This window comes from Streptomyces sp. NPDC001714, assembly GCF_042892755.1.
Lineage (GTDB): Bacteria > Actinomycetota > Actinomycetes > Streptomycetales > Streptomycetaceae > Streptomyces.
In genome coordinates this window covers 286,022-305,085 of the sequence record NZ_JBIAUL010000005.1, presented here as the reverse complement: position 1 = coordinate 305,085, position 19,064 = coordinate 286,022, and the positions used below count along the sequence as shown (strand labels likewise).

The window sequence follows — 19,064 nt, the reverse complement described above, 5'->3', positions numbered from 1 at the left end:
TCCCAGGAGTTGCGACGCGCACCGCGGCGCCCTCGGGGTTTCCGGGACCGGGACGCGGCCCGCTCGCCGGGGACGCCGAGAGGTGAACGATGAGCTGTCCGGAGCACCTCCCGGGAACCGGGCGCCCCGCGCCCCTGACGCGACCGCGGGGCCTGGCATCCCCTCTTTGCCATGGGAGCGCTCCCATGCATAATGGCGCCAAGCCGACCATGGGAGCGCTTCCATGCCCGATTCGCCGACCGAGAGCTTTCCTCCCGCCTTCCTCTGGGGCGCCGCGACCTCCGCGTACCAGATCGAGGGGGCGGTGCGGGAGGGCGGCCGCACCCCCTCGATCTGGGACACCTTCAGCCATACGCCGGGCAAGACGGCCGGCGGTGAGACCGGCGACATCGCTGTCGACCACTACCACCGCTACCGCGACGACGTGGCGCTGATGGCGGACCTCGGCCTGAACGCCTACCGGTTCTCGGTCTCCTGGTCGCGCGTCCAGCCGACCGGCCGCGGCCCGGCCGTCCAGGTGGGCCTGGACTTCTACCGCCGGCTGGTCGACGAGCTGCTGGCGAAGGGCATCAGGCCCGCGATCACCCTCTACCACTGGGACCTGCCGCAGGAGCTGGAGGACGCGGGCGGCTGGCCGGAGCGGGACACGGCGTACCGGTTCGCCGAGTACGCGCAGATCGTCGGCGAGGCGCTCGGCGACCGCGTGGAGCAGTGGATCACCCTCAACGAGCCCTGGTGCAGCGCCTTCCTGGGCTACGGCGCCGGCGTGCACGCCCCCGGCCGTACCGACCCGGCGGCCACGCTGCGCGCCGCCCACCACCTCAACCTCGCGCACGGTCTGGGCACTTCGGCGCTGCGCTCGGTGATGCCGGCCCGCAACCAGGTGGCGATCAGCCTCAACTCCTCGGTGGTGCGGCCGCTTTCGCAGGATCCGGCGGACCTGGTGGCGGTCCGCACCATCGACGACCTGGCCAACGGCGTCTTCCACGGCCCGATCCTGCACGGCTCCTACCCCCGGTCGCTGTTCGCGGCGACGGCGTCGGTGACGGACTGGTCCTACGTCCGGGACGGCGACCTCGCCGCCATCCAGCAGCCGCTGGACGCCCTCGGCCTGAACTACTACACGCCCGCGCTGGTGTCGGCGACGGCCGGTGCGGCCACGGGACCGCGCGCGGACGGCCACGGTGCCGGCGCCCACTCCCCCTGGCCGGGCGCCGACGACGTCACCTTCCACCAGACGCCGGGCGAGCGCACCGAGATGGGCTGGACGATCGACCCGACGGGCCTGCACGAGCTGATCATGCGCTACACGCGCGAGGCGCCGGGGCTGCCCCTCTACATCACCGAGAACGGCGCGGCCTACGACGACAAGCCCGACCCGGACGGCAGCGTCCACGACCCGGAGCGCATCGCCTACCTGCACGGCCACCTCTCGGCGGTGCGGCGCGCGATCACCGACGGCGCGGACGTGCGCGGCTACTACCTGTGGTCCCTGATGGACAACTTCGAGTGGGCGTACGGCTACGGGAAGCGGTTCGGCGCGGTGTACGTCGACTACGCGACGCTCGCCCGGACGCCGAAGTCGAGCGCCCGCTGGTACGGAGAGGCGGCCCGTACGGGGACGCTGCCGCCGACGGGGGCGGCGGCCTGACGACGTCGTTCGGCTGCGGCACCGTCGTGGCTGGTCGCGCCCACGCGGCGGTAGCCGCACATGCCATACGGCCCCGCGCCCCTTTGGGGCGCGTCCGGCTCACGGCGGGTTCTGAACCGGCCTCCAGGGGCCGTCACTCGTCGGCGAACAGCTCTTGGGCGCTTGTGGCGGTGACGGCCCGGTCGAACCATATGCCCAAGGTCGCGAGGTCCCCGCAGTCCGTGATCAGGTCACGTTCCGCCTCGGCCACCTCGACGCCCCGGAGATCCAGAATGCGCAGGATGTCCTCGGCGCGGCTCTCGGCGCGCCCCCTGGTCTCACCTTCGATGAGGGGCTCCTCGATGAGCGTGCCGCTGCCGGGGAATCGGGGAGTGCACGTGGCCATCAGGTGCCTCCACAGGGTCCGGGCCCGGGTGTCTCCCAGACCGGTCTCGGTGAACTCCGCCCAGCGTTTCCCCGCCTCGCCGGAAGATCTGATGCATCGCCTCATGCGGTGAACCGACCATGCGCGGAAAGTGGCGGGACGGCGGCGGGCAAGAGGGCCGGAGGCAGTGAGTTCAGCCGTGTGGGTGAACATGCCTCCGGCCTATGCCTTGCGGGGAGAGCGGTGCGGGTCAGCCGATCGCCGCGAAGGCCTTCGAGAAGGCGTACTTGTCCTGGGTGATCGAGCTGCAGGTGGCGTCGGCGGTGGACTTGGCGCCGCCGGCGCACTGCTGGTCGCGGGTGGCCGACCACATGGAGAGCCAGCCGAGGCCCTTGGACTTGGCGAAGTCGACGAGCTGGGAGGCGTCGTCCACCTTGAAGATCTCCGAGGAGACGTCGTTGACGCCGATCATCGGGGTGACGGCGACCGTCTTCCAGGCGGCGGAGTCGGAGAGGCCGAGGACGCTCTTGATCTGGGCCTGGGTGGCGGTGGCGGCCTGGATGGCGTAGGTGCCCATGTCGCCGTTGTAGGAGGCGCCGTAGTCCATCGCCATGATGTTGACGGCGCTGATCCTCACGCCGTTGGCCTTGGCGTTGGACAGCAGGTTCACGCCGTCCTGGGTGAGGCCCTCCGGCATCACCGGGAGGGTGAAGGAGACGTCCAGGTTCGGATGGGCGGCCTGGAGCTTGGCGATGGCCTTGGCCCGGTTGGTGTTCGCCGTGGTGTTGGGGAGCGCGCCGCCTTCCACGTCGAAGTCGACCTTGGTCAGGTTGTACGCGTCCACGACCTTGCCGTACGCCGACGCCAGCGCGTCCGCCGAGGAGCAGGTGGTGGCGAGTTCGGAACCGGACGCGCCACCGAAGGAGACCCGCACGTCACCGCCCTTGGCGCGCAGCGCGCCGATCTGGGACGCCACGCCGTCGCTCGCCAGGTCCGTCACCCCGCCCCACTTGGGCGTGCAGCCGCCGCCGTCGGTGACGAAGGCGAGGTTGTAGTTCTTCACGCCCGTCGCGTTCGCGGCGGCGAGGAGGTCGAAGGCCGGGTAGAGCGAGGTGTCGACGTACGGGGCGAACCCGGCGGAGGCGGTGGTGCCGGATCCGGTGGTCTGGGTCGGGGAGGCGGTGGGGGTGGCCGTCGCGGTGGGGGTGGAGGTGGCGGTCGCCGTGACCGTCGGCTTCGCGGTCGGGGTGGCCGTCGCGGTCGGGGTGGCGGACTGCGTCGGGCGGCCGCTCGGCTCCGGGGTCGCCGTGCCGTCCGCAGAACAGCTCGCGTCGTCGATACGGCAGCCGGTCGGGTCCCCGCTGCCGTTGACCACGAAGCCGACGGTGTCCGACTCGCCGGCCGCGAGGCCGTCCGTGTCCCACTTCGGCGGCTTCACGGTGACGTGCTGCCCGGTGACGGTGTACTCGGCGTTCCACAGCGAGCTGAGCTTCGCGCCGGCCGGCAGGTCGAACTCCAGCGTCCAGGTCTGCTCCCTGGCACCGCTGTTGTTGGTGACGACGTACTGCGCGGTGTACCCGGTCGACCAGTCGCTGGTCTTCGTGTACGCCGCGCCGACCCCGGCCGCCTGCGCGATCCCGGTGAACAGGATCGCCCCGCCACCGACCACGGCCGCGGCGACCAGACCGCCTATCACCTTGTTCCCGCTGCTGATTCTGCGCCGGTGCGTGCTCATGCCGTGCCTGCCTTCGCCTGCCAAAGGGGGTGGGGTGCGGCAGCACGCTAGCGGCCGGGAATCGGACAAACGGCCTGATAGGGACGGCTGTTGAGGATCTTAGGGTGCGCTTAAGGAAGGCATCGGGACCGATTAAAGGTCGAGACCAATTCTTCCGGTGGTTCCCCCGGTTCCCCTCCTGCCCGGGTCCCCCGGCGGCCTGCGCGAACGGCGCCGGCGCACCGCTCCCCGGTGCCCCTTGCGCTCCGGCTTCCGGCCGTCCAGCTGGATCCAGATCCGCACCTCGGTCCCGCCCAGCACCGACGACCCGATCCGCACGTCACCGCCGGTCTCCTCGGCGAGCCGGCGCACGATGTCCAGGCCGAGCCCGGTCGACCCGGCCGCCCCGGAACCCCGCCCGCGGGCCATCGCCGCCTCCGGGTCCCGGATGCCGTGTCCCGCGTCCGAGACCAGCACGATCACCGCGTCCTCCGCGTTGTGCACGTCGACCGCGAAGGCGGTGCCCTCGGCGGTGTGCCGGAAGACGTTGCCGAGCAGCGCGTCGAGCGCGGCGGCCAGGTCGGCGCGGGCCACGGGTATGCGCACCGGCCGGTCCACGCCGGCCACCCGCCACTTGCGGCCCTCGTCCTCCGCGAGCGCCGACCAGAACCCCATCCGCTCCCGCACCACCTCGGCCGCGTCACAGCCGGCGCCCGGCCCGACGGCCGCCGTCTGCGGCTTGGCCTCGCGGGCGGTCCGGATGATGGTGTCGACCTCGCGCTCCAGCTGGGCGACGGCGGCCCGGGTCTGCTCGGCGGCGGTCCCGTCCCCGAGCGAGGCGGCGTTCAGCCGCAGCACGGTGAGCGGAGTGCGCAGCCGGTGGGACAGATCGGCGGCCAGCTCCCGCTCGTTCGCCAGCAGTTGGACGACCTGGTCGGCCATCGAGTTGAACGCGACCGCCGCCAGCCGCAGTTCGTTCGGTCCCTCCTCGGGCACCCGCGCCCCCAGCTTGCCCTCCCCCAGTTCGTGCGCGCCCTCCACCAGCCGCTGGGCGGGCTGCACCATCCGTACGCCCAGCCGGTCGGCGACCGCGACCGAGCCGACGATCAGCGCCAGGCCGACGGCGGCGAGCACCGCCCAGGCCGTGCCGACGCCGTTGGTCACCTCGGACTCGGGCACGTACACCTCGACGACCGCGATGGCACCGGAGCTCAGCGCGACGGGCTGCAGCAGGGTCGACCCGCCGGCCACCCCGGTCGTGGAGGCCCGCCCCAGCTTCCGTACGGCCGCGATGTCCCGGTCGGCGGCGCGCTGCCGCCCGATGTCGACGGCGGCCTGACCACCGGCCGCCGGTATGTGCACGGCCATGCCCCGGTCGGCGCCGGCCGAGGCCACCACCCGCTCCAGCTTGTCCCGGTCGGTGGTGATGGACAGGGCCGGGGCGACGGCGGCGGCCTCCCGTTCGGCGTTGGAGAACGCCCGGTCCCGGGCCAGCTCCTTGACAACCAGGCCGAGCGGGACGGCGAAGGCGACCACGACCATCGCGGTGACCGCCAGACAGACCTTGACCAGAGCCCATCTCATCCGACCGGCCTCGCTTCCCCGCCCGGCGGCTCCAGCTTCACGCCGACCCCCCGCAGTGTGTGCAGATACCGCGGCCGGGCCGCCGTCTCGCCCAGCTTCCGCCGCAGCCAGGACAGGTGCACGTCGATGGTCTGGTCGTCCCCGTACGACTGCTGCCACACCTCCGCCAGCAGCTCCTTGCGCGGCACCACCACCCCCGGCCGCCCGGCGAGGAAGGCCAGCAGGTCGAACTCCCGCCGGGTGAGGTCGAGCCGCACCCCGTCCAACTCGGCCTGCCGGCGCAGCGGATCGACGGCCAGCCCGCCCACCCGCAGCACACTCGACGGCGCCGGCTCGCCCCCGCCCGACCGCGCCCGGCGCAGTACGGCGGCCATCCGCGCCGACAGGTGCTCGACGGAGAACGGCTTGGTCAGATAGTCGTCCGCACCGGCGTTGAGCAGCCGGACGATCTCCGTCTCGTCGTCGCGGGCGGTGGCGATGATGACGGGCACGTCGGTGATGCCGCGCAGCATCTTCAGCGCCTCGGAGCCGTCCAGGTCCGGCAGTCCGAGGTCCAGCACGACCACGTCGAAGCGGAAATGGGCGACCTCGCGCAGCGCCTCCAGTGCCGTGCCGACGCTGCGCACGGTGTGCGAGGCTTCGGTGAGATGCCGGATGAGCGCCGAGCGCACGAACTGGTCGTCCTCGACCACGAGCACACTTGCCATGCGCCGCACCGTACGCCATGCGGCAGGCGCCGGTCGGGGCCTGTGGATAACTCGGGTCGAGTGCGCAGGGCGGTACCCCTGAGGCAGTATGGCCGCGATGCGCAGAGGACTCGTACACGTCATGGCCTGGCTGCTCGCCACGGGCGCGGCGGTCACGCTGTCGTGGTGGGGCGTCCACACGGTGATGGCGGCCACCGCCTACGACCCGCCCCGCGCGCTCCCCGTCACGGCGGCGGACGACGGCCCGACCACCCAGGGTGCCAAGCCCCTCGCCTCGTCCACGTCCCGCGCCCCGAGCCCCTCGCGCACCGCTTCCGCGCGCCCGTCGGCATCTCCCACGCCGACGCCGTCCAGGACCTCCACGACCGCCCCGAGCCCGTCCGCCACCGGTTCCGCTTCCGCTTCGGGCCAGGTCAAGGCGTACGACACCGACGGCGGCCGGGCGGTCTTCGACCTGGGCGACACCAGCGCGACCCTGGTCTCGGCGACACCGGGCACGGGCTGGTCGATGCAGGTGTGGAAGACAGAGTCGTGGATCCGCATCGAGTTCAGCAGGAGCACGGACCGGGTGTCGGTCTTCTGCACATGGCACGACGGCCCCCCGCAGGTGCAGGTGGAGACGTACTGAGCCCGGCAAAGTGAAAGTACGGCCCCGCGCTCGCCGCCGCACTGCGCGCCCGCCCCGCCGACGAGACCGTCGTCGAAGCCGTCGTCGACTCCCTCAAGGGCCCCATGGGCGAACTCCTCGACCAGGACCGCGAGGACCTGCTGCTGCGCACCCGGATCGCCTTCACGGACCCTGCGATCCGGGCCCGCAACGTCGCCGAGCAGGAGCGCAGTGAGCGTGTGATCACCGGCATCATCGCCGAACGCACCGGCCGTGACCCGTCCGACCCTGAGGTCGAGTGCGCGGCAGCCGCGATCATCGCGGTCTTCACCGCGCTGGTACGGCACTGGGTGGAGGGGGACGGGAAAGAGGACCTGGCCGCTCTCTGCGAACGGCATCCGCCGATGCCGGCCAAGGAGCTGGACTTCTGACCGACCGCCCTCGGCGGGTACTCCGGGCTACCGGAACACCGCCGGGGGCGGAGCGGGGGAGGCCACGGCGGCCGCGTCCGTCACGGCGACCGCCCCACCGGTGAAGTCCCGCAACGCCCGCCCGTGTTCGACCCGCCCAGGGTGCGGGTCGGAGGCGCAGCGCCGGGTCAGCTCCGCCACCGGCAGCTGCACGTCGGCCGCCACCAGCACGGCGTTGCCGAACCGTTTCCCCCGCCAGACCGTGGGGTCGGCCACCACCGCGAGCTCCGCGAACCGCGCCCCCGCGGTGGCGATCTGCCCCTTCAGGTGGGCGAGCGGCGGGCCGTCCGCGAGGTTCGCCGCGTACGCACCCCCCGGCCGCAACACCCTCCGCACCTCGTCCAGGAACTCCGTGGACGTCAAGTGCGCCGGAGTACGTGCCCCGCTGAACACGTCCGCTATGACCAGGTCCGCCCACGCCTCCGGCACCTTGCCCAGTCCCTCCCGGGCGTCCACGGACCGCACCCGTATCCGCGCGGCGGGATCCAGCGGCAACTCCCGCCGTACCAGCCGGACAAGGGCCGCGTCCCGCTCCACGACCTGCTGCGTGGACCGGGGCCGGGTCGCGGCGACGTACCGCGCCAGCGTGAGCGCGCCGCCGCCGAGGTGCACGACCTGCACGGGCCTGCCCGGCGGTGCGACCAGGTCGATCACATGGCCGAGGCGGCGCTGGTACTCGAAGGAGAGGTACGCCGGGTCGTCGAGGTCCACGTGCGACTGCGGGGCGCCGTCGATGAGCAGCGTCCAGGCCCGGCCGCGGTCGGGGTCGGGGATGAGCTGGGCGAGGCCCCCGTCGACGGCCTCGACAACGGCGTCGGCGGCAGTCGCCCTGCGCCGTGAGTTCCTGGACCTGCCCATTCCGCCATCTTCCCAGGTAGCCGCCGTCCGGGAAATTCAGCAGCAACTGTCCGCGGCCTCGATCATCCGGGCCGCCTCCCCGAGCGCCCGCCGCAGCACCGCCGGATCCGTCGCGAGGTCGGCCTCGCCGGGCGGCAGCAGCCAGTCGGAGCCCTCGACCGGTGGGTCCGGGTTGAGCCGCAGCCCACGCCCTTCGGTCCCGGTACAGGTGCTGCCGGGAACGTCCCAGCCCGCCGCCGTACCGGCCGGGACCACGAAGCCGAGGGTGTCGCCCCCGTCGTCGTGGAGTACGGGCCCCACCGCTTCCCCGGTCCCCCGGCGCAGGATGTCGACCGCCTCCAGGCCCTGCCGGGCCGACACCGTCACAAGATCGCATCCCGCATCATCACAAGGATCGTTGCTCTGGCTGGTCTCCATCCCGGCCTCCACCGCGCAGCCCTCTTGCCGTCCATGAGGTCCAACGCGCCACCGCGTCAACGGCTACGGCGGAAGTCAGCCGCAAAGGATGGCAGTTCATGGCAGATCGTGGATGAGATATCCGGTTTGTAGCCAAACCCTGCGTCACGGGTCCAACACAGCAGGTACGTTCTTGCCCGCCGGAAACAAGGGTCCACTCGGACAACTCACCATGAGTCCGGCATGGTTCGACGGTTCGCACGAGAGGACCCGGCCATGGCGTCGTCAACCACGACCTCGTCGCAGCCCGATCGGCCGGTACGGCCGAACACCGCCTTCCGGCAGGTGCGCGGCCGGCACTCGCCGGCCGAGTTCGCCGCGCTGGTACGGCGTGCCGCCCGCGAGATCGGCGAGCGGGTGAGCTGTGACGCGCGCTACATCGGCCGGGTGGAGGCGGGTGAGATCCGCTGCCCGAACTACGCGTACGAACGGGTGTTCCTGCACATGTTCCCCGGCCGCACGCTCGCCGACCTCGGTTTCGCGCCCCGCTCGTCCGTCCGCGGACGCGCGGCGCGGCCACCGGAGGACGGGCCCCCGGTTCTCGCCGGAGGTGAGACCCAAGGGGCCGCCGGGCCGTATGACCCGCAGGACCGGTACCACCCGCATGACCCGCATGACCCGCACGAGATGCGGAACCCGCAGGACCCGTACGAGACGCACGACAACTACGAGGAGAGCGACGTGCTGCGTCGCCTATTCATGACCGGCGGGGGCGCCACCGTGGCCGCCGCCACACTGGGCCCGCTGGGGTTCACCATCGACGCCGTGGCGGCGGACCGGCCGGTGCGCCGTGCCGGGTCCTCGCACGCGGCCGCCCTGGAGGAGGCCGTACGCCGGATCCGGCTGCTGGACGACCGGCACGGCGCCGACGGCCTGTACCGGCGCGCGGCGGCTCCGCTGCGCGCGGCGTACGCGCTCCTTGACGCGGGCGCGACCCGGCAGACGACCGCCGAGCGGTTGCACTCGGGCGCCGGTGAACTGGCCATCTCGGTGGGCTGGCTGGCCCATGACTCCGGCCGCTTCGACGACGCCCGCTCGCACTACGCGGAGGCGCTGGCGACGGCGCGGATGACCGGGGACCCGGGGCTGGAGGCGCACGCCTTCTGCAACACGGCGTTCCTGGCGCGGGACGCCGGGCGGCCCCGGGAGGCGGTGCGGGCGGCCCAGGCCGCGCAACGCGTCGGCCGGCCGCTGGGCTCGGCCCGCCTCATGTCCCTCCTCGCCCTGCGCGAGGCGGGCGGCTGGGCGGGGCTCGCCGACCGCACCGGCACCGAACAGGCGCTGGCCCGCGCGCAGGCCCTCTTCGAGCGGGGCCACTCGGACGCCGACCCCGAGTGGATGAGCTTCTACGGAGAGGCCGAGCTGGAGGGCCTGGAGGCGCAGTGCTGGTCCATGCTGGGGGACTGGCGACGCGCCGCACGCCACGCGCACCGGGCCGCCGAGCTGCAGGATCCGCACTTCACGAGGAACATCGCGCTGTACACGGCGGAACTCGCGGACGACCTCGCGCGCGGGGGCCGTCCCGACGAGGCGGCGACGGCGGGCATGCGGGTCCTGGACCTGCTGGACCAGGTCCAGTCGTCCAGGATCCAGGGGATGCTGGCGGGCACGGCACGGGTGCTGCTGCCGCACCGCCGGGCGAGCGGGGTCCAGGAGTTCCTGGACCGGCACGCGTCCACGCCGAGGGGCGTGTAGGGCCGACAGGGGTGAGCCGGTAGTCGTACGGCTGCGGGTGGGTGGGGGCTGGTCGCGCAGTTCCTCCCCCAGCCTTCGGCCGGGGGTACCCCCAGCGCCCCTAAAGGGGCGCTGCAGTCGCGTCAGCCACATAGCTGCCCCCCACCCCCCGTCACCCCGCCAGGTGCCCCAAGTCGTTCCAGCTCTCGATCGCGGGCTCCCCGTAGGCCCACCCCAGCACGGACAGCGACGTCGGGTTCAACCGGATCCGGGCCGCGAAGTCCAGCGGCAGCCCCAGCCACCGCGCCCCGATCGACCGCAGGATGTGCCCGTGGGCGAATATCAGCACATCGCGGTCGGCCGAGCGCGCCCAGGCGACGGCCTCGTCGGCCCGCGCGGTCACCTCCGCCAGGGACTCGCCCCCTGGCACCCCGTCCCGCCAGATCAGCCAGCCGGGGCGGACGGACTGGATCTCGGCGGGGGTCAGGCCCTCGTACGCCCCGTAGTCCCACTCCATCAGCGTGTCCCACCGCTCGGCCCGCTCGCCGAACCCGGCGAGTTCGCACGTCTCACGCGCGCGTGCCAGCGGGCTGGTGCGTATCTCGGCGTCGGCCACGCCGTCGAACGGCGGCCGGTGCAGACGCTCGCCGAGCAGCTTGGCCCCCCGCCGGCCCTCCTCCAGGAGCGGTACGTCGGTCCTGCCGGTGTGCTTGCCGGACAGTGACCACTCCGTCTGTCCGTGCCGGGCCAGCAGGATGCGCGGTGCCATGACGGGAGAACCTTTCGGGAGAAATTCGGAAGCGGGACACCTCCATCATCGCCCACGCTGGGAACACGCCGGGAAGACACCGGGAACGGGCTGGGGAGCGGGCAACCCGGCACGCGTTCTCGGCGTCTTTGAGTGCTGAGCGCCCCCGCATGGGCGGGAAAGCGCGCCACGTAAAGTGTCACGGTCGGCCCGCCGGGTGCCGCGCGGACAGGGACGAGAAGGGGGAGGCAGTCGGATGCCGCAGACCGAGAAACCGGGCACCGAGGTGGCTGCGCGAACCCGGCTGCGCTGGTGGACCGAGCTGCCGCTGATCCTGCTGGTGTACGCCTGCTACTCGGCCGGCCGCCTGCTCGTGCGCGGGAACACGGCCGCCGCCGTCGACCACGGCCTGGCGATCCTGCGCGTCGAGAAGACCCTGCACCTCAACGCCGAGCACCCGCTCAACCGCCTCTTCACCCGGGAGGCGTGGCTCGGCATACCGGCGGACTTCTGGTACGCCTCGCTGCACTACCTGGTCACCCCGGTGATCCTGGTCTTCCTGTTCCGCAAGCGCGCCGAGATCTACCGGCGGGCCCGCACCTGGCTGATGACGTCCACGTTCATCGGCCTGATCGGCTTCACCCTGCTGCCGACCTGCCCGCCCCGGCTGCTGGACGTGAAGTACGGGTTCGTCGACACGATGGCCCAGTACAGCTCGTACGGCTGGTGGGGCGGCGACGCCAGCGCCCCGCGCGGCCTCGGCGGCATGACCAACCAGTACGCGGCGATGCCGAGCCTGCACTGCGGCTGGGCGCTGTGGTGCGGGGTGATGCTCTGGCGCCACGGCGGCAACCGCCTGACCAAGGTGCTCGGCGTGGCCTACCCGCTGCTGACCGCGATCGTCGTGATGGGCACCGCCAACCACTACTTCCTGGACGCGGTCGCGGGCGTGTTCGTGATGGGCGTGGGCTACCTGCTGGCGCCGTACGTGATGCGGGTCGCGGACCTGGTCAGGATGCGGATCACCCCGCGCGCCTCCCTCGTCGCAGCGCGCTCGGACGGCGCAGGTTCCCCGATTGTCAGTGACGGATGCCAGACTTCGGCGGGTGAGCGAATTCCATCGCAGCGCGAGTCCCGGCTCGCCTCCGCAGCCGAACCGGACGCTTCCCCCACAGACGCGGGGGACGGCGCTCCGGCACCGGCTCGCTGAGCTGCGCGGCCCCGCCGTCCCGGCCAAGGCCCTCGACGCGCGCGCCCTCGCGGCGCTCGCCGCGAACCCGGGGTGCAGGCGGCGGGCGATCCTGGACGGCGCCGGGGTGGACAAGGCCGCGCTGGCGGGCGCCCTCGGCGCGCCGTCGGCCTTCGGCCAGTCGCAGTTCGCGCTGACCCGGGGCAACGCCTTCGAGGCGAAGGTGAAGGCTGACGGCGGCGCCGAGCTGCTGCGGCTGGTGCGCACCCACCTCGACCCGGGCGCCGAGCCCGCCGAGGGGGCCGCCGTGCCGGACCTGTCCGCGGTCGGGCCCGAGGGGCGTACGGCCCGTACGGCCCTGGCGCTGCGCGAGGCCGTCGAGTCGGGCGGCTGGGCGCTGTTCGACCATCCGATGCTGGCGCTCGAGGTGGCCGGCTCGCCCGCGTTCCTGGAGCCGGACGCGGTGGTGGTGCACCCGGACGGCAGTTGGACGGTGGTGGAGATCAAGTCCTTCCCGATGCTGGACGGGTCCGCCGACCCGGCGAAGGTGGGCGCGGCCGCCCGCCAGGCCGCCGTGTACGTGCTGGCCCTGGAGCAGGTCGCGGCCCGGCTCACCCCGGCCCCGCGCGTGCGCCACGACGTGCTGCTCGTCTGCCCCAAGGACTTCGCCAACCTGCCGACCGCCGCCGCCGTGGACATCCGCAAGCAGCGCGCGGTCACCACCCGTCAGCTGGCCCGGCTCACCCGCGTCCAGGACATCGCCGACACCCTCCCCGAGGGCACCTGCTTCGCCCCTGACCTGCCGGCGGAGCAGCTCACGGCGGCCGTGGACGCCGTCCCCGCGACGTACGCGCCCGAGTGCCTGTCCGCCTGCGAGCTGGCCTTCCACTGCCGGCAGCGGTCCCGCGCGGCGGACGAGGTGACCGCGCTGGGCCGGGCGGCCCGGGCCGAGCTGGGCGGGCTGGCCACCGTCGAGGACGTGCTGTCGGCGGCGCGCGGCGAGAGCGGCGATCCGGCCGACCCGGCGGTGGCGGCGCTGCGCCGGGCGGCGGCCCTGCGGGCGGAGGCTCTGCAGGGGGCCGTGTGTCCCTGATCACCACCCTCGCCCGTCTGGAAGCCGTGAGCTCGGGCGTCGCGCAGCCCGCCGCGACCGTCCGCCACCGGCACCTCTCCGAGCATCCGCTGGTCTTCGTGCCGCTCACCACCGCGGGTGAGGCCGGTGCCCCGCTCGGCGCCCTGGTCGGCACCGACCGGGACGCCCCGCGCCTGCTGGCCGTACCCCAGCCGCGCGACCGCGACCTGCGGTTCGCCTTCCTCGCCGAGCTCGCCGACGTCGTCCTGCCGTATCTGGACGCCTACGCCGACTCCGTCGAGGCGGCCGAGCGCACCGAGACCGACCCGGAGACCGGCAAGCGGGTCAAGGTCGAGGTCGAACTGTGCGCGGACGCGCCCCAGTTGATCGTTCCGGGCCGCGCGGGCATCGAGTACGTACGGCTGCTGGGGCGGTCGATGCGGTTCCGGCGCACGGCGGAACAGGACCCGGAGGCGCCCTACCCGGCGCCGCCCCGGGTGCCGTTGCTCGGCCGCTGGCTCACCCACTTCGGCGAGCGCGCCCGGGTCCCCGGCTCCTCCCTGCTCCTCGCCATGACGGACCTGCTGTCCCGGCACTGGGCCACGGGCCAGTCCGGCATCGAGGACCAGCACCTGGGCGCGCTGCTCGCCTGGATCGCCCCGCCGGACGGGAGCACGGGCGCGGCGGCCGCGCGCGTGGCCGAGCTGGCGCGGGACGTCGACGGGCAGTTGCTGTGCCCGCCGGCCGGCCCGGCCACCGACCCGGCCTTCGACAACAAACTGCTGGCCCCCGCCTTCGATCGCTACGACCGGGCCCGCACCGCCCTCGCCGAGGCCGAGGACGGTCTCCAGGCCGACGACCGGCTGGCGATCCTCACCGCCGCCGAGCGGGAGATCCGCGCCCTGGTCGAGAGCCGTACCCGGCCCACCTGGGACGCGGTCTGGCACGGGCTCGACCTGCTGCGCGGGCTGCCGGAGGGCGCCCGGGTCGAGGAGCGGTGGACCCGCGACCGCTGGTCGTTCACCGGTCACCGGGACCGGGTCGCGGCCGGTGAGCCGCCGCAGCCGCGCCGCGACGACGCGGTGACCGCGGCCAACAAGCTGGCCACGCGCGAGCGGGAGCAGGCCCGGCTCGACGCCCAGGAGGCGCTCGACGACCCGCTGGTGATGGCAGGGCGGCGGCTGTCCGGGGAGGCGTTCGCGGGCGAGGTCCTCGACGTCGTCATGGCGTACAGCGAGGGCAAGCGGCCCAGCCCGCGCCCGCTGCTGACCGTGCGCACGGAGGACCGGCCGCAGCTGGGCGAGCGCGCCAAGGCGTACCGCTCGCTGGGCGGCAAGCCGCAGTCGACGGAGTTCGTCGGGTACGAGGCCGACGGGGTCCTGGTGCTGCGCGTCCTGGACAAGATGGGCCGCGGCAAGGAACCCGAACCCGGGTCGGTCCCCGAGAAGGGCGATCGGCTCGTCTTCACCCTGTTCGAACACGAGCAGCGCGGCGGGGCCAAGCTGCCCGACCCGGAGGACACCCCGTGGACGCACGGCGGCCCGCCGGGCGAGGCGGCGCCGGAGGCGGCCGACACCGCGACGCCGGAGGACATCCTTTGACGACCACGGACTTCGATCCCGCAACGGCCGCCGCGCAGGCCACCGCCGCGATCCTCCACGACACCCTGCACGGCACCGACCGGGGCGTGGTCGTCGACTCCCCGCCGGGCGCCGGCAAGTCCACGCTGGTGGTGCGGGCCGCGCTGGAACTCGCCGAGGCCGGGCGCCCGTTGATGATCGTCGCGCAGACGAACGCGCAGGTGGACGACCTAGTCCTGCGGCTCGCCGAGAAGAACCCGGAGCTGCCCGTCGGCCGGCTCCACAGCAGCGACGCCGACCCGTACGACAAGGCGCTGGACGACCTGCCGAGCGTCCGCAAGTCGGCGAAGGCCGCCGACCTCGGGGAGACCCAGGTCGTGCTCTCCACCGCCGCGAAGTGGGCGCACGTCAAGGTGGACGAGCCCTGGCGGCACGCGATCGTCGACGAGGCGTACCAGATGCGCTCGGACTCGCTGCTCGCCGTGGCCGGCCTGTTCGAACGGGCGCTGTTCGTGGGCGACCCCGGCCAGCTGGACCCGTTCGCGATCGTGGGCAGCGAGCAGTGGGCGGGCCTGTCGTACGACCCCTCGGCCTCCGCCGTCTCCACCCTCCTCGCCCACAACCCGGGCCTCCCCCAGCACCGCCTCCCGGTCTCCTGGCGCCTGCCCGCGTCGGCGGCCCCCCTGGTCTCCGGCGCGTTCTACCCGTACACCCCGTTCCGCAGCGGCACGGACCACGGCGACCGGCGCCTCGCCTTTGCCGTCCCCTCCGACGGCTCAGGACCCGACCGGGTCATCGACGAGGCGGCGGAGTCCGGCTGGGGCCTGCTGGAGCTGCCCGCCCGGCACACCCCGCGCACCGACCCGGAGGCGGTCCGCGCGGTGGCCACGGTGGTACGGCGGCTGCTCGACCGCGGCGGCGCGGCCCTCTCGGAACGCTCCCCCGACCCCGCGCCCCTCACCGCCGACCGGATCGCCGTCGGCACCGCCCACCGGGACCAGGCGGCGGCCGTCCGCGCGGCCCTGGCGGAGCTGGGCGTGGCCGACGTCACCGTCGACACGGCGAACCGTCTCCAGGGCCGGGAGTACGACGTGACGGTCGTCCTCCACCCGCTGTCCGGCCGCCCGGACGCCACCGCCTTCCACCTGGAGACGGGCCGCCTCTGCGTCCTCGCCTCCCGCCACCGCCACGCCTGCATCATGATCTGCCGCGCCGGCGTGACCGACCTCCTGGACGACTACCCGTCGACGGAACCGGTCCAGCTGGGAACCCTCGTGAAGTTCCCGGACGGCTGGGAGGCGAACCACGCGGTGCTGGCGCATCTGGCCGAGCACCGAGTGGCGTGGCGGCCCTGACGGGCCCCGGAACCCGCGCCGCCCACCCGCCGGACGGAGTCCGGCACGCCGCCGGAGGCGGCCGACGGACACAGCCCCGGACGGCTGGGAGGCGAACCACGCGGTGCTGGCGCATCTGGCCGAGCACCGAGTGGCGTGGCGACCCTGACGGGCACCGGAACCCGCGCGGAGCACAGAGTCAGCTATCGGCCTTAGGGTCCCCTTGCGCGGGCGCGGGACAATGGACGGTGGTCATCGGACCCAGTCATCGACACCGTACGAGGAGGACCAGACATGGCGGAGCCCACGCCGCGTCGGAACGAACCGCGGCTACGCCCCGCGCCCCTGCTCTTCGAGCCTGTGGAAGCGGTCGCCGACCCCGAGCACTTCTTCGGCCTGGAGTCGATCGACGACCCCGGGGCGCTGCTGACCCGTGCCACGGAGCTGACCCAGGCGTTCCGGGTGGCCACCGACCGGGCGGTGGAGTTCCAGGCCATGGCCGCCGCCCAGCTCGCCGACCCGCGCCGCTTCGACCGTCTGACCCCGGCCGACATCGCCGAGCGGGCCGAGTGGACCGAGGACTACGCGAAGAAGATGGTCGAGTTCGGCCGGGATCTGCTGAAGGGGAGGGAAGGGCAGGGGCCCGAGCAGATCTAGCGCGTGGCATATGCCGGGTGGGCAAGATACGCCTCTGCGCTCGGCCCTGTCCGGGTTTTCCGCAACTGACGGCGAGCGGGTGTTCACGAGGGGTATCAATTCCTCCATGAGCCGCACACCGTACGAGACCTTCCCCGGCGACCTCGGCGACGCCGCCGGGGTCACCTCCGACGGAGCTGCCTGGCTGGCCTCGGCAGGAACGTATCCGCGGAGCACGCTCGCTTTCTGGGAGGAGCGGCCGGACGCCCCGGTCGTCCTGCCCTGCGGGACCGTGTTCGACGTGGTGAACGCCCCGGCGATCTTCGGCCGCCGCATGCTGGACCGGCTGTGGGACGAGGGGCCGGGCTCCGGGCCGGTCGCGGTCTTCCGGGGCCGGATGCTCCTGTTCACCGCCCCCGGCACCGCCGCCCGGCTGCCGTCGCTGCTGGGCTGGGAGGAGTGGGGCGGCCGCGGCCAGGGCGTACCGCCGCTGCTGTGCCACGGCACCGGCGACGCGGTGACCGTCCCGGCGCCGCACGGCGACCCCTCCCCCGCCCGGGCCGACACCCGCTGGCTGGCCGCCCCGGACACCCGGCACCCATGGCTTCCGGGCCCGGAGATCCTGCTCTGGGCGGCCGTCCGCGCGGCCCACGCGACCGTCCGCATATCGATTTTTCCTCCCGCCGATCAGGATGCTAAGGTCTACGACGTCAGCAGGCGCCGCTAGCTCAGTTGGTTAGAGCAGCTGACTCTTAATCAGCGGGTCCGGGGTTCGAGTCCCTGGCGGCGCACGCGAAGTAGGCGAAGGCCAAGCTCCTGTGAGCTTGGCCTTCGCCTTTTCGTCGGCAGGGTTCAGTCCGGCTTCGCCGGTGTGATCTTCACGTTCCAGGCGCCGGACGCCGTCCGCCCCTCCACCGCCACCTGGACCCCGTCCCCCGGCACGGTGAAGCTCTCGCCGAGGGCGACCGGCGCGTCGGCCAGCGGTGGGTAGACCGAGTTCTCCCAGCACGCCTCGGTGTGCGGATGGGCGTCGACCACCTCGATCGGGCCGCTGCCGGAGGCCGCCTCGTCGCGGACCCGGTAGACGAGGATGCCCTGCCGGCAGGCCGCGCTGTCGTTGCCGGACGTGTCGCGCGCCTCGAAGGCCAGCGCGGTGTCGGGCCCGGTGCGCACCACCGCCAGCTTGGTGCCGTCGCCGAGCCCGAAGGCCTCGGCACCCTCGGTGCCCCGCGCGGGGACGCCGGGCCCGGTGGAGAGCGGTTCCAGGGTCAGCCGGGTGGGCCCGGTCCCCCGGACGCACACCACCTGGCGCGGATCCAGCCATCCGAGCTTCCACTTGTGCCAGGCGAAGAAGTCCGGGGACAGCCCGAACTGGCTGCCCATCAGATCCCAGTCGCCGACGTAGGTGTCCCAGTCGCCCTTGCCGTCCACCGGGCGGTGGTAGAGGTCGGGGAGGTCGAAGACGTGCCCGGTCTCATGGGCGAGAACCAGCCGGTCCGGCGGGTGCTTCTCGAAGACCGTGACGACCCGGCGGACGTCGATGCCGTCCACGTGCACCGGGGTGTCGAGGTTGACCACCTTCGTGGCGTCGGAGTCGACGCCGGGCGCGTCCGGGTCGGCCACGAGGTACACGACGTCGTAGCGCGAGAAGTCGACCTCGGGATCGGCCGCGGCGAACGCGTCCCGCAGGTAGGCGGCCCGCAGCGGGACGCTCCAGTCGCGTCGCATGCCGTACGCGACCGAGGGTCGGGGCATCCGCAGCCAGTGGGTGAGCGGGTGCGGGTGGATGGTGAACTTCCCGTAGGAGGCCTGCTCGTAGTAGCGGCTGGTGGCCGGGAAGTGGTCGGCGGCGAGCTCCGCGGGCGTGGTCTGCGGGACCGCGTCCGGGAAGGAGAGGAACACCATCACGGCCGAAAGCGGACGGGTGGGGCGCGTGTAGTCGGGGTTCCAGGTGTCGACGCCCTCGGAGTGGTGCGCGTCGGTGCGGTGCAGGGCGCAGGGGGTCGTGGAGAACGGCTCGGCGGCCGACGGCCCGGTCAGGATCGTCGTTGCGACGAGCGCCGACATCGTGGTGAACACGGCGGCGGAACTGCGCAGCAGGACACGCGGCACGGAAGGACCTCCGGGGGCGGTTCGCGGGACACCGCACCCAGCCTCTGCGAGTTTGTCACCTTATGACCTGTTTATCTGCACCAGAAGGGTGAGGAACCACCTGGTCACCACAGGCAGACCCGAACGGCCGACACCCCGGGACGCTAACGGAACGTCACAAGTGGTCGTGCGACCCAAGAACCCGTCCAGGTGCGGGCAGAAACGATCTGTCAGAATCGCCGGTTCATCGGGGACACTGGACAGTGGCTGGAAGGCCCTCGGGCCAGCCTCTATGATCGGCACACTTTCCTGCACGGACAGAGATCGAG

18 protein-coding genes and 1 tRNA gene are annotated in these 19,064 nt (G+C 73.1%); 11 read left to right on the top strand and 8 right to left on the bottom strand.

Annotated features, from left to right (window positions below):
* Positions 1-223 precede the first annotated feature (223 nt).
* Positions 224-1,651, top strand: coding sequence for a GH1 family beta-glucosidase (locus tag ACFY0P_RS15635; RefSeq protein ID WP_388912162.1), 1,428 nt, complete (start codon positions 224-226; stop codon positions 1,649-1,651).
* Between the two features lie 133 nt (positions 1,652-1,784).
* On the opposite strand, the gene ACFY0P_RS15630 is transcribed toward ACFY0P_RS15635, so the two are convergent.
* The 4 genes from ACFY0P_RS15630 to ACFY0P_RS15615 form a co-directional block, all read right to left on the bottom strand.
* Positions 1,785-2,036: a hypothetical protein gene (locus tag ACFY0P_RS15630; RefSeq protein WP_388912159.1), complete on the bottom strand. Its 252-nt coding sequence runs from the start codon at positions 2,034-2,036 to the stop codon at positions 1,785-1,787.
* Between the two features lie 229 nt (positions 2,037-2,265).
* On the bottom strand, positions 2,266-3,750 hold the full coding sequence (locus tag ACFY0P_RS15625) for a cellulose binding domain-containing protein (RefSeq protein WP_388912156.1): 1,485 nt from the start codon (positions 3,748-3,750) through the stop codon (positions 2,266-2,268).
* Between the two features lie 132 nt (positions 3,751-3,882).
* Positions 3,883-5,313 carry a sensor histidine kinase gene (locus ACFY0P_RS15620; RefSeq protein WP_388912153.1) on the bottom strand — a complete coding sequence of 477 codons (1,431 nt, stop codon included), beginning with the start codon at positions 5,311-5,313 and terminating at the stop codon, positions 3,883-3,885.
* Positions 5,310-6,020, bottom strand: a complete 711-nt coding sequence (locus ACFY0P_RS15615; RefSeq protein WP_388912150.1) for a response regulator transcription factor — start codon at positions 6,018-6,020, stop codon at positions 5,310-5,312. Before ACFY0P_RS15615 ends, ACFY0P_RS15620 begins: the two co-directional genes overlap by 4 nt.
* Before the next feature lie 97 nt (positions 6,021-6,117).
* On the opposite strand from ACFY0P_RS15615, the gene ACFY0P_RS15610 reads away from it, so the two are divergent.
* Together ACFY0P_RS15610 and ACFY0P_RS15605 are read left to right on the top strand one after the other, a co-directional pair.
* A complete protein-coding gene (locus tag ACFY0P_RS15610; protein ID WP_388912147.1) occupies positions 6,118-6,648 on the top strand; it encodes a hypothetical protein in 531 nt (176 codons plus the stop codon).
* Between the two features lie 41 nt (positions 6,649-6,689).
* Positions 6,690-7,058, top strand: coding sequence for a hypothetical protein (locus ACFY0P_RS15605; RefSeq protein WP_388912818.1), 369 nt, complete (start codon positions 6,690-6,692; stop codon positions 7,056-7,058).
* A gap of 27 nt (positions 7,059-7,085) precedes the next feature.
* Here the strand turns inward: ACFY0P_RS15605 and ACFY0P_RS15600 are convergent, their stop codons facing one another.
* Both ACFY0P_RS15600 and ACFY0P_RS15595 read right to left on the bottom strand, forming a co-directional pair.
* A complete protein-coding gene (locus ACFY0P_RS15600; protein ID WP_388912144.1) occupies positions 7,086-7,955 on the bottom strand; it encodes a spermidine synthase in 870 nt (289 codons plus the stop codon).
* Between the two features lie 36 nt (positions 7,956-7,991).
* Positions 7,992-8,372: a hypothetical protein gene (locus ACFY0P_RS15595; RefSeq protein ID WP_388912141.1), complete on the bottom strand. Its 381-nt coding sequence runs from the start codon at positions 8,370-8,372 to the stop codon at positions 7,992-7,994.
* Between the two features lie 255 nt (positions 8,373-8,627).
* On the opposite strand from ACFY0P_RS15595, the gene ACFY0P_RS15590 reads away from it, so the two are divergent.
* The gene (locus ACFY0P_RS15590) at positions 8,628-10,106 is read left to right on the top strand and encodes a hypothetical protein (protein WP_388912138.1); all 1,479 of its coding nucleotides are present in this window, start codon (positions 8,628-8,630) and stop codon (positions 10,104-10,106) included.
* 151 nt (positions 10,107-10,257) lie between these two features.
* On the opposite strand, the gene ACFY0P_RS15585 is transcribed toward ACFY0P_RS15590, so the two are convergent.
* On the bottom strand, positions 10,258-10,854 hold the full coding sequence (locus ACFY0P_RS15585; protein WP_388912135.1) for a histidine phosphatase family protein: 597 nt from the start codon (positions 10,852-10,854) through the stop codon (positions 10,258-10,260).
* A gap of 235 nt (positions 10,855-11,089) precedes the next feature.
* On the opposite strand from ACFY0P_RS15585, the gene ACFY0P_RS15580 reads away from it, so the two are divergent.
* The 7 genes from ACFY0P_RS15580 to ACFY0P_RS15550 all read left to right on the top strand — a co-directional run bounded on the left by ACFY0P_RS15580 (position 11,090) and on the right by ACFY0P_RS15550 (position 17,435).
* Entirely contained in the window at positions 11,090-12,043 is a 954-nt protein-coding gene (locus tag ACFY0P_RS15580; RefSeq protein WP_388912132.1) for a phosphatase PAP2 family protein, read from the top strand.
* Position 12,044: 1 nt separating this feature from the next.
* A complete protein-coding gene (locus ACFY0P_RS15575; protein ID WP_388912815.1) occupies positions 12,045-13,115 on the top strand; it encodes a hypothetical protein in 1,071 nt (356 codons plus the stop codon).
* The gene (locus tag ACFY0P_RS15570; RefSeq protein ID WP_388912129.1) at positions 13,106-14,695 is read left to right on the top strand and encodes a hypothetical protein; all 1,590 of its coding nucleotides are present in this window, start codon (positions 13,106-13,108) and stop codon (positions 14,693-14,695) included. The genes ACFY0P_RS15575 and ACFY0P_RS15570 overlap by 10 nt, the downstream gene beginning before the upstream one ends.
* Positions 14,692-16,029 carry an AAA family ATPase gene (locus ACFY0P_RS15565; protein ID WP_388912126.1) on the top strand — a complete coding sequence of 446 codons (1,338 nt, stop codon included), beginning with the start codon at positions 14,692-14,694 and terminating at the stop codon, positions 16,027-16,029. Before ACFY0P_RS15570 ends, ACFY0P_RS15565 begins: the two co-directional genes overlap by 4 nt.
* 273 nt (positions 16,030-16,302) lie before the next feature.
* On the top strand, positions 16,303-16,665 hold the full coding sequence (locus tag ACFY0P_RS15560; RefSeq protein ID WP_388912123.1) for a hypothetical protein: 363 nt from the start codon (positions 16,303-16,305) through the stop codon (positions 16,663-16,665).
* A gap of 106 nt (positions 16,666-16,771) precedes the next feature.
* The gene (locus ACFY0P_RS15555; RefSeq protein WP_388912120.1) at positions 16,772-17,371 is read left to right on the top strand and encodes a bifunctional DNA primase/polymerase; all 600 of its coding nucleotides are present in this window, start codon (positions 16,772-16,774) and stop codon (positions 17,369-17,371) included.
* Positions 17,362-17,435, top strand: a tRNA-Lys gene (locus ACFY0P_RS15550). Before ACFY0P_RS15555 ends, ACFY0P_RS15550 begins: the two co-directional genes overlap by 10 nt.
* 61 nt (positions 17,436-17,496) lie before the next feature.
* On the opposite strand, the gene ACFY0P_RS15545 is transcribed toward ACFY0P_RS15550, so the two are convergent.
* Entirely contained in the window at positions 17,497-18,711 is a 1,215-nt protein-coding gene (locus ACFY0P_RS15545; protein WP_388912813.1) for a M6 family metalloprotease domain-containing protein, read from the bottom strand.
* Positions 18,712-19,064 lie beyond the last annotated feature (353 nt).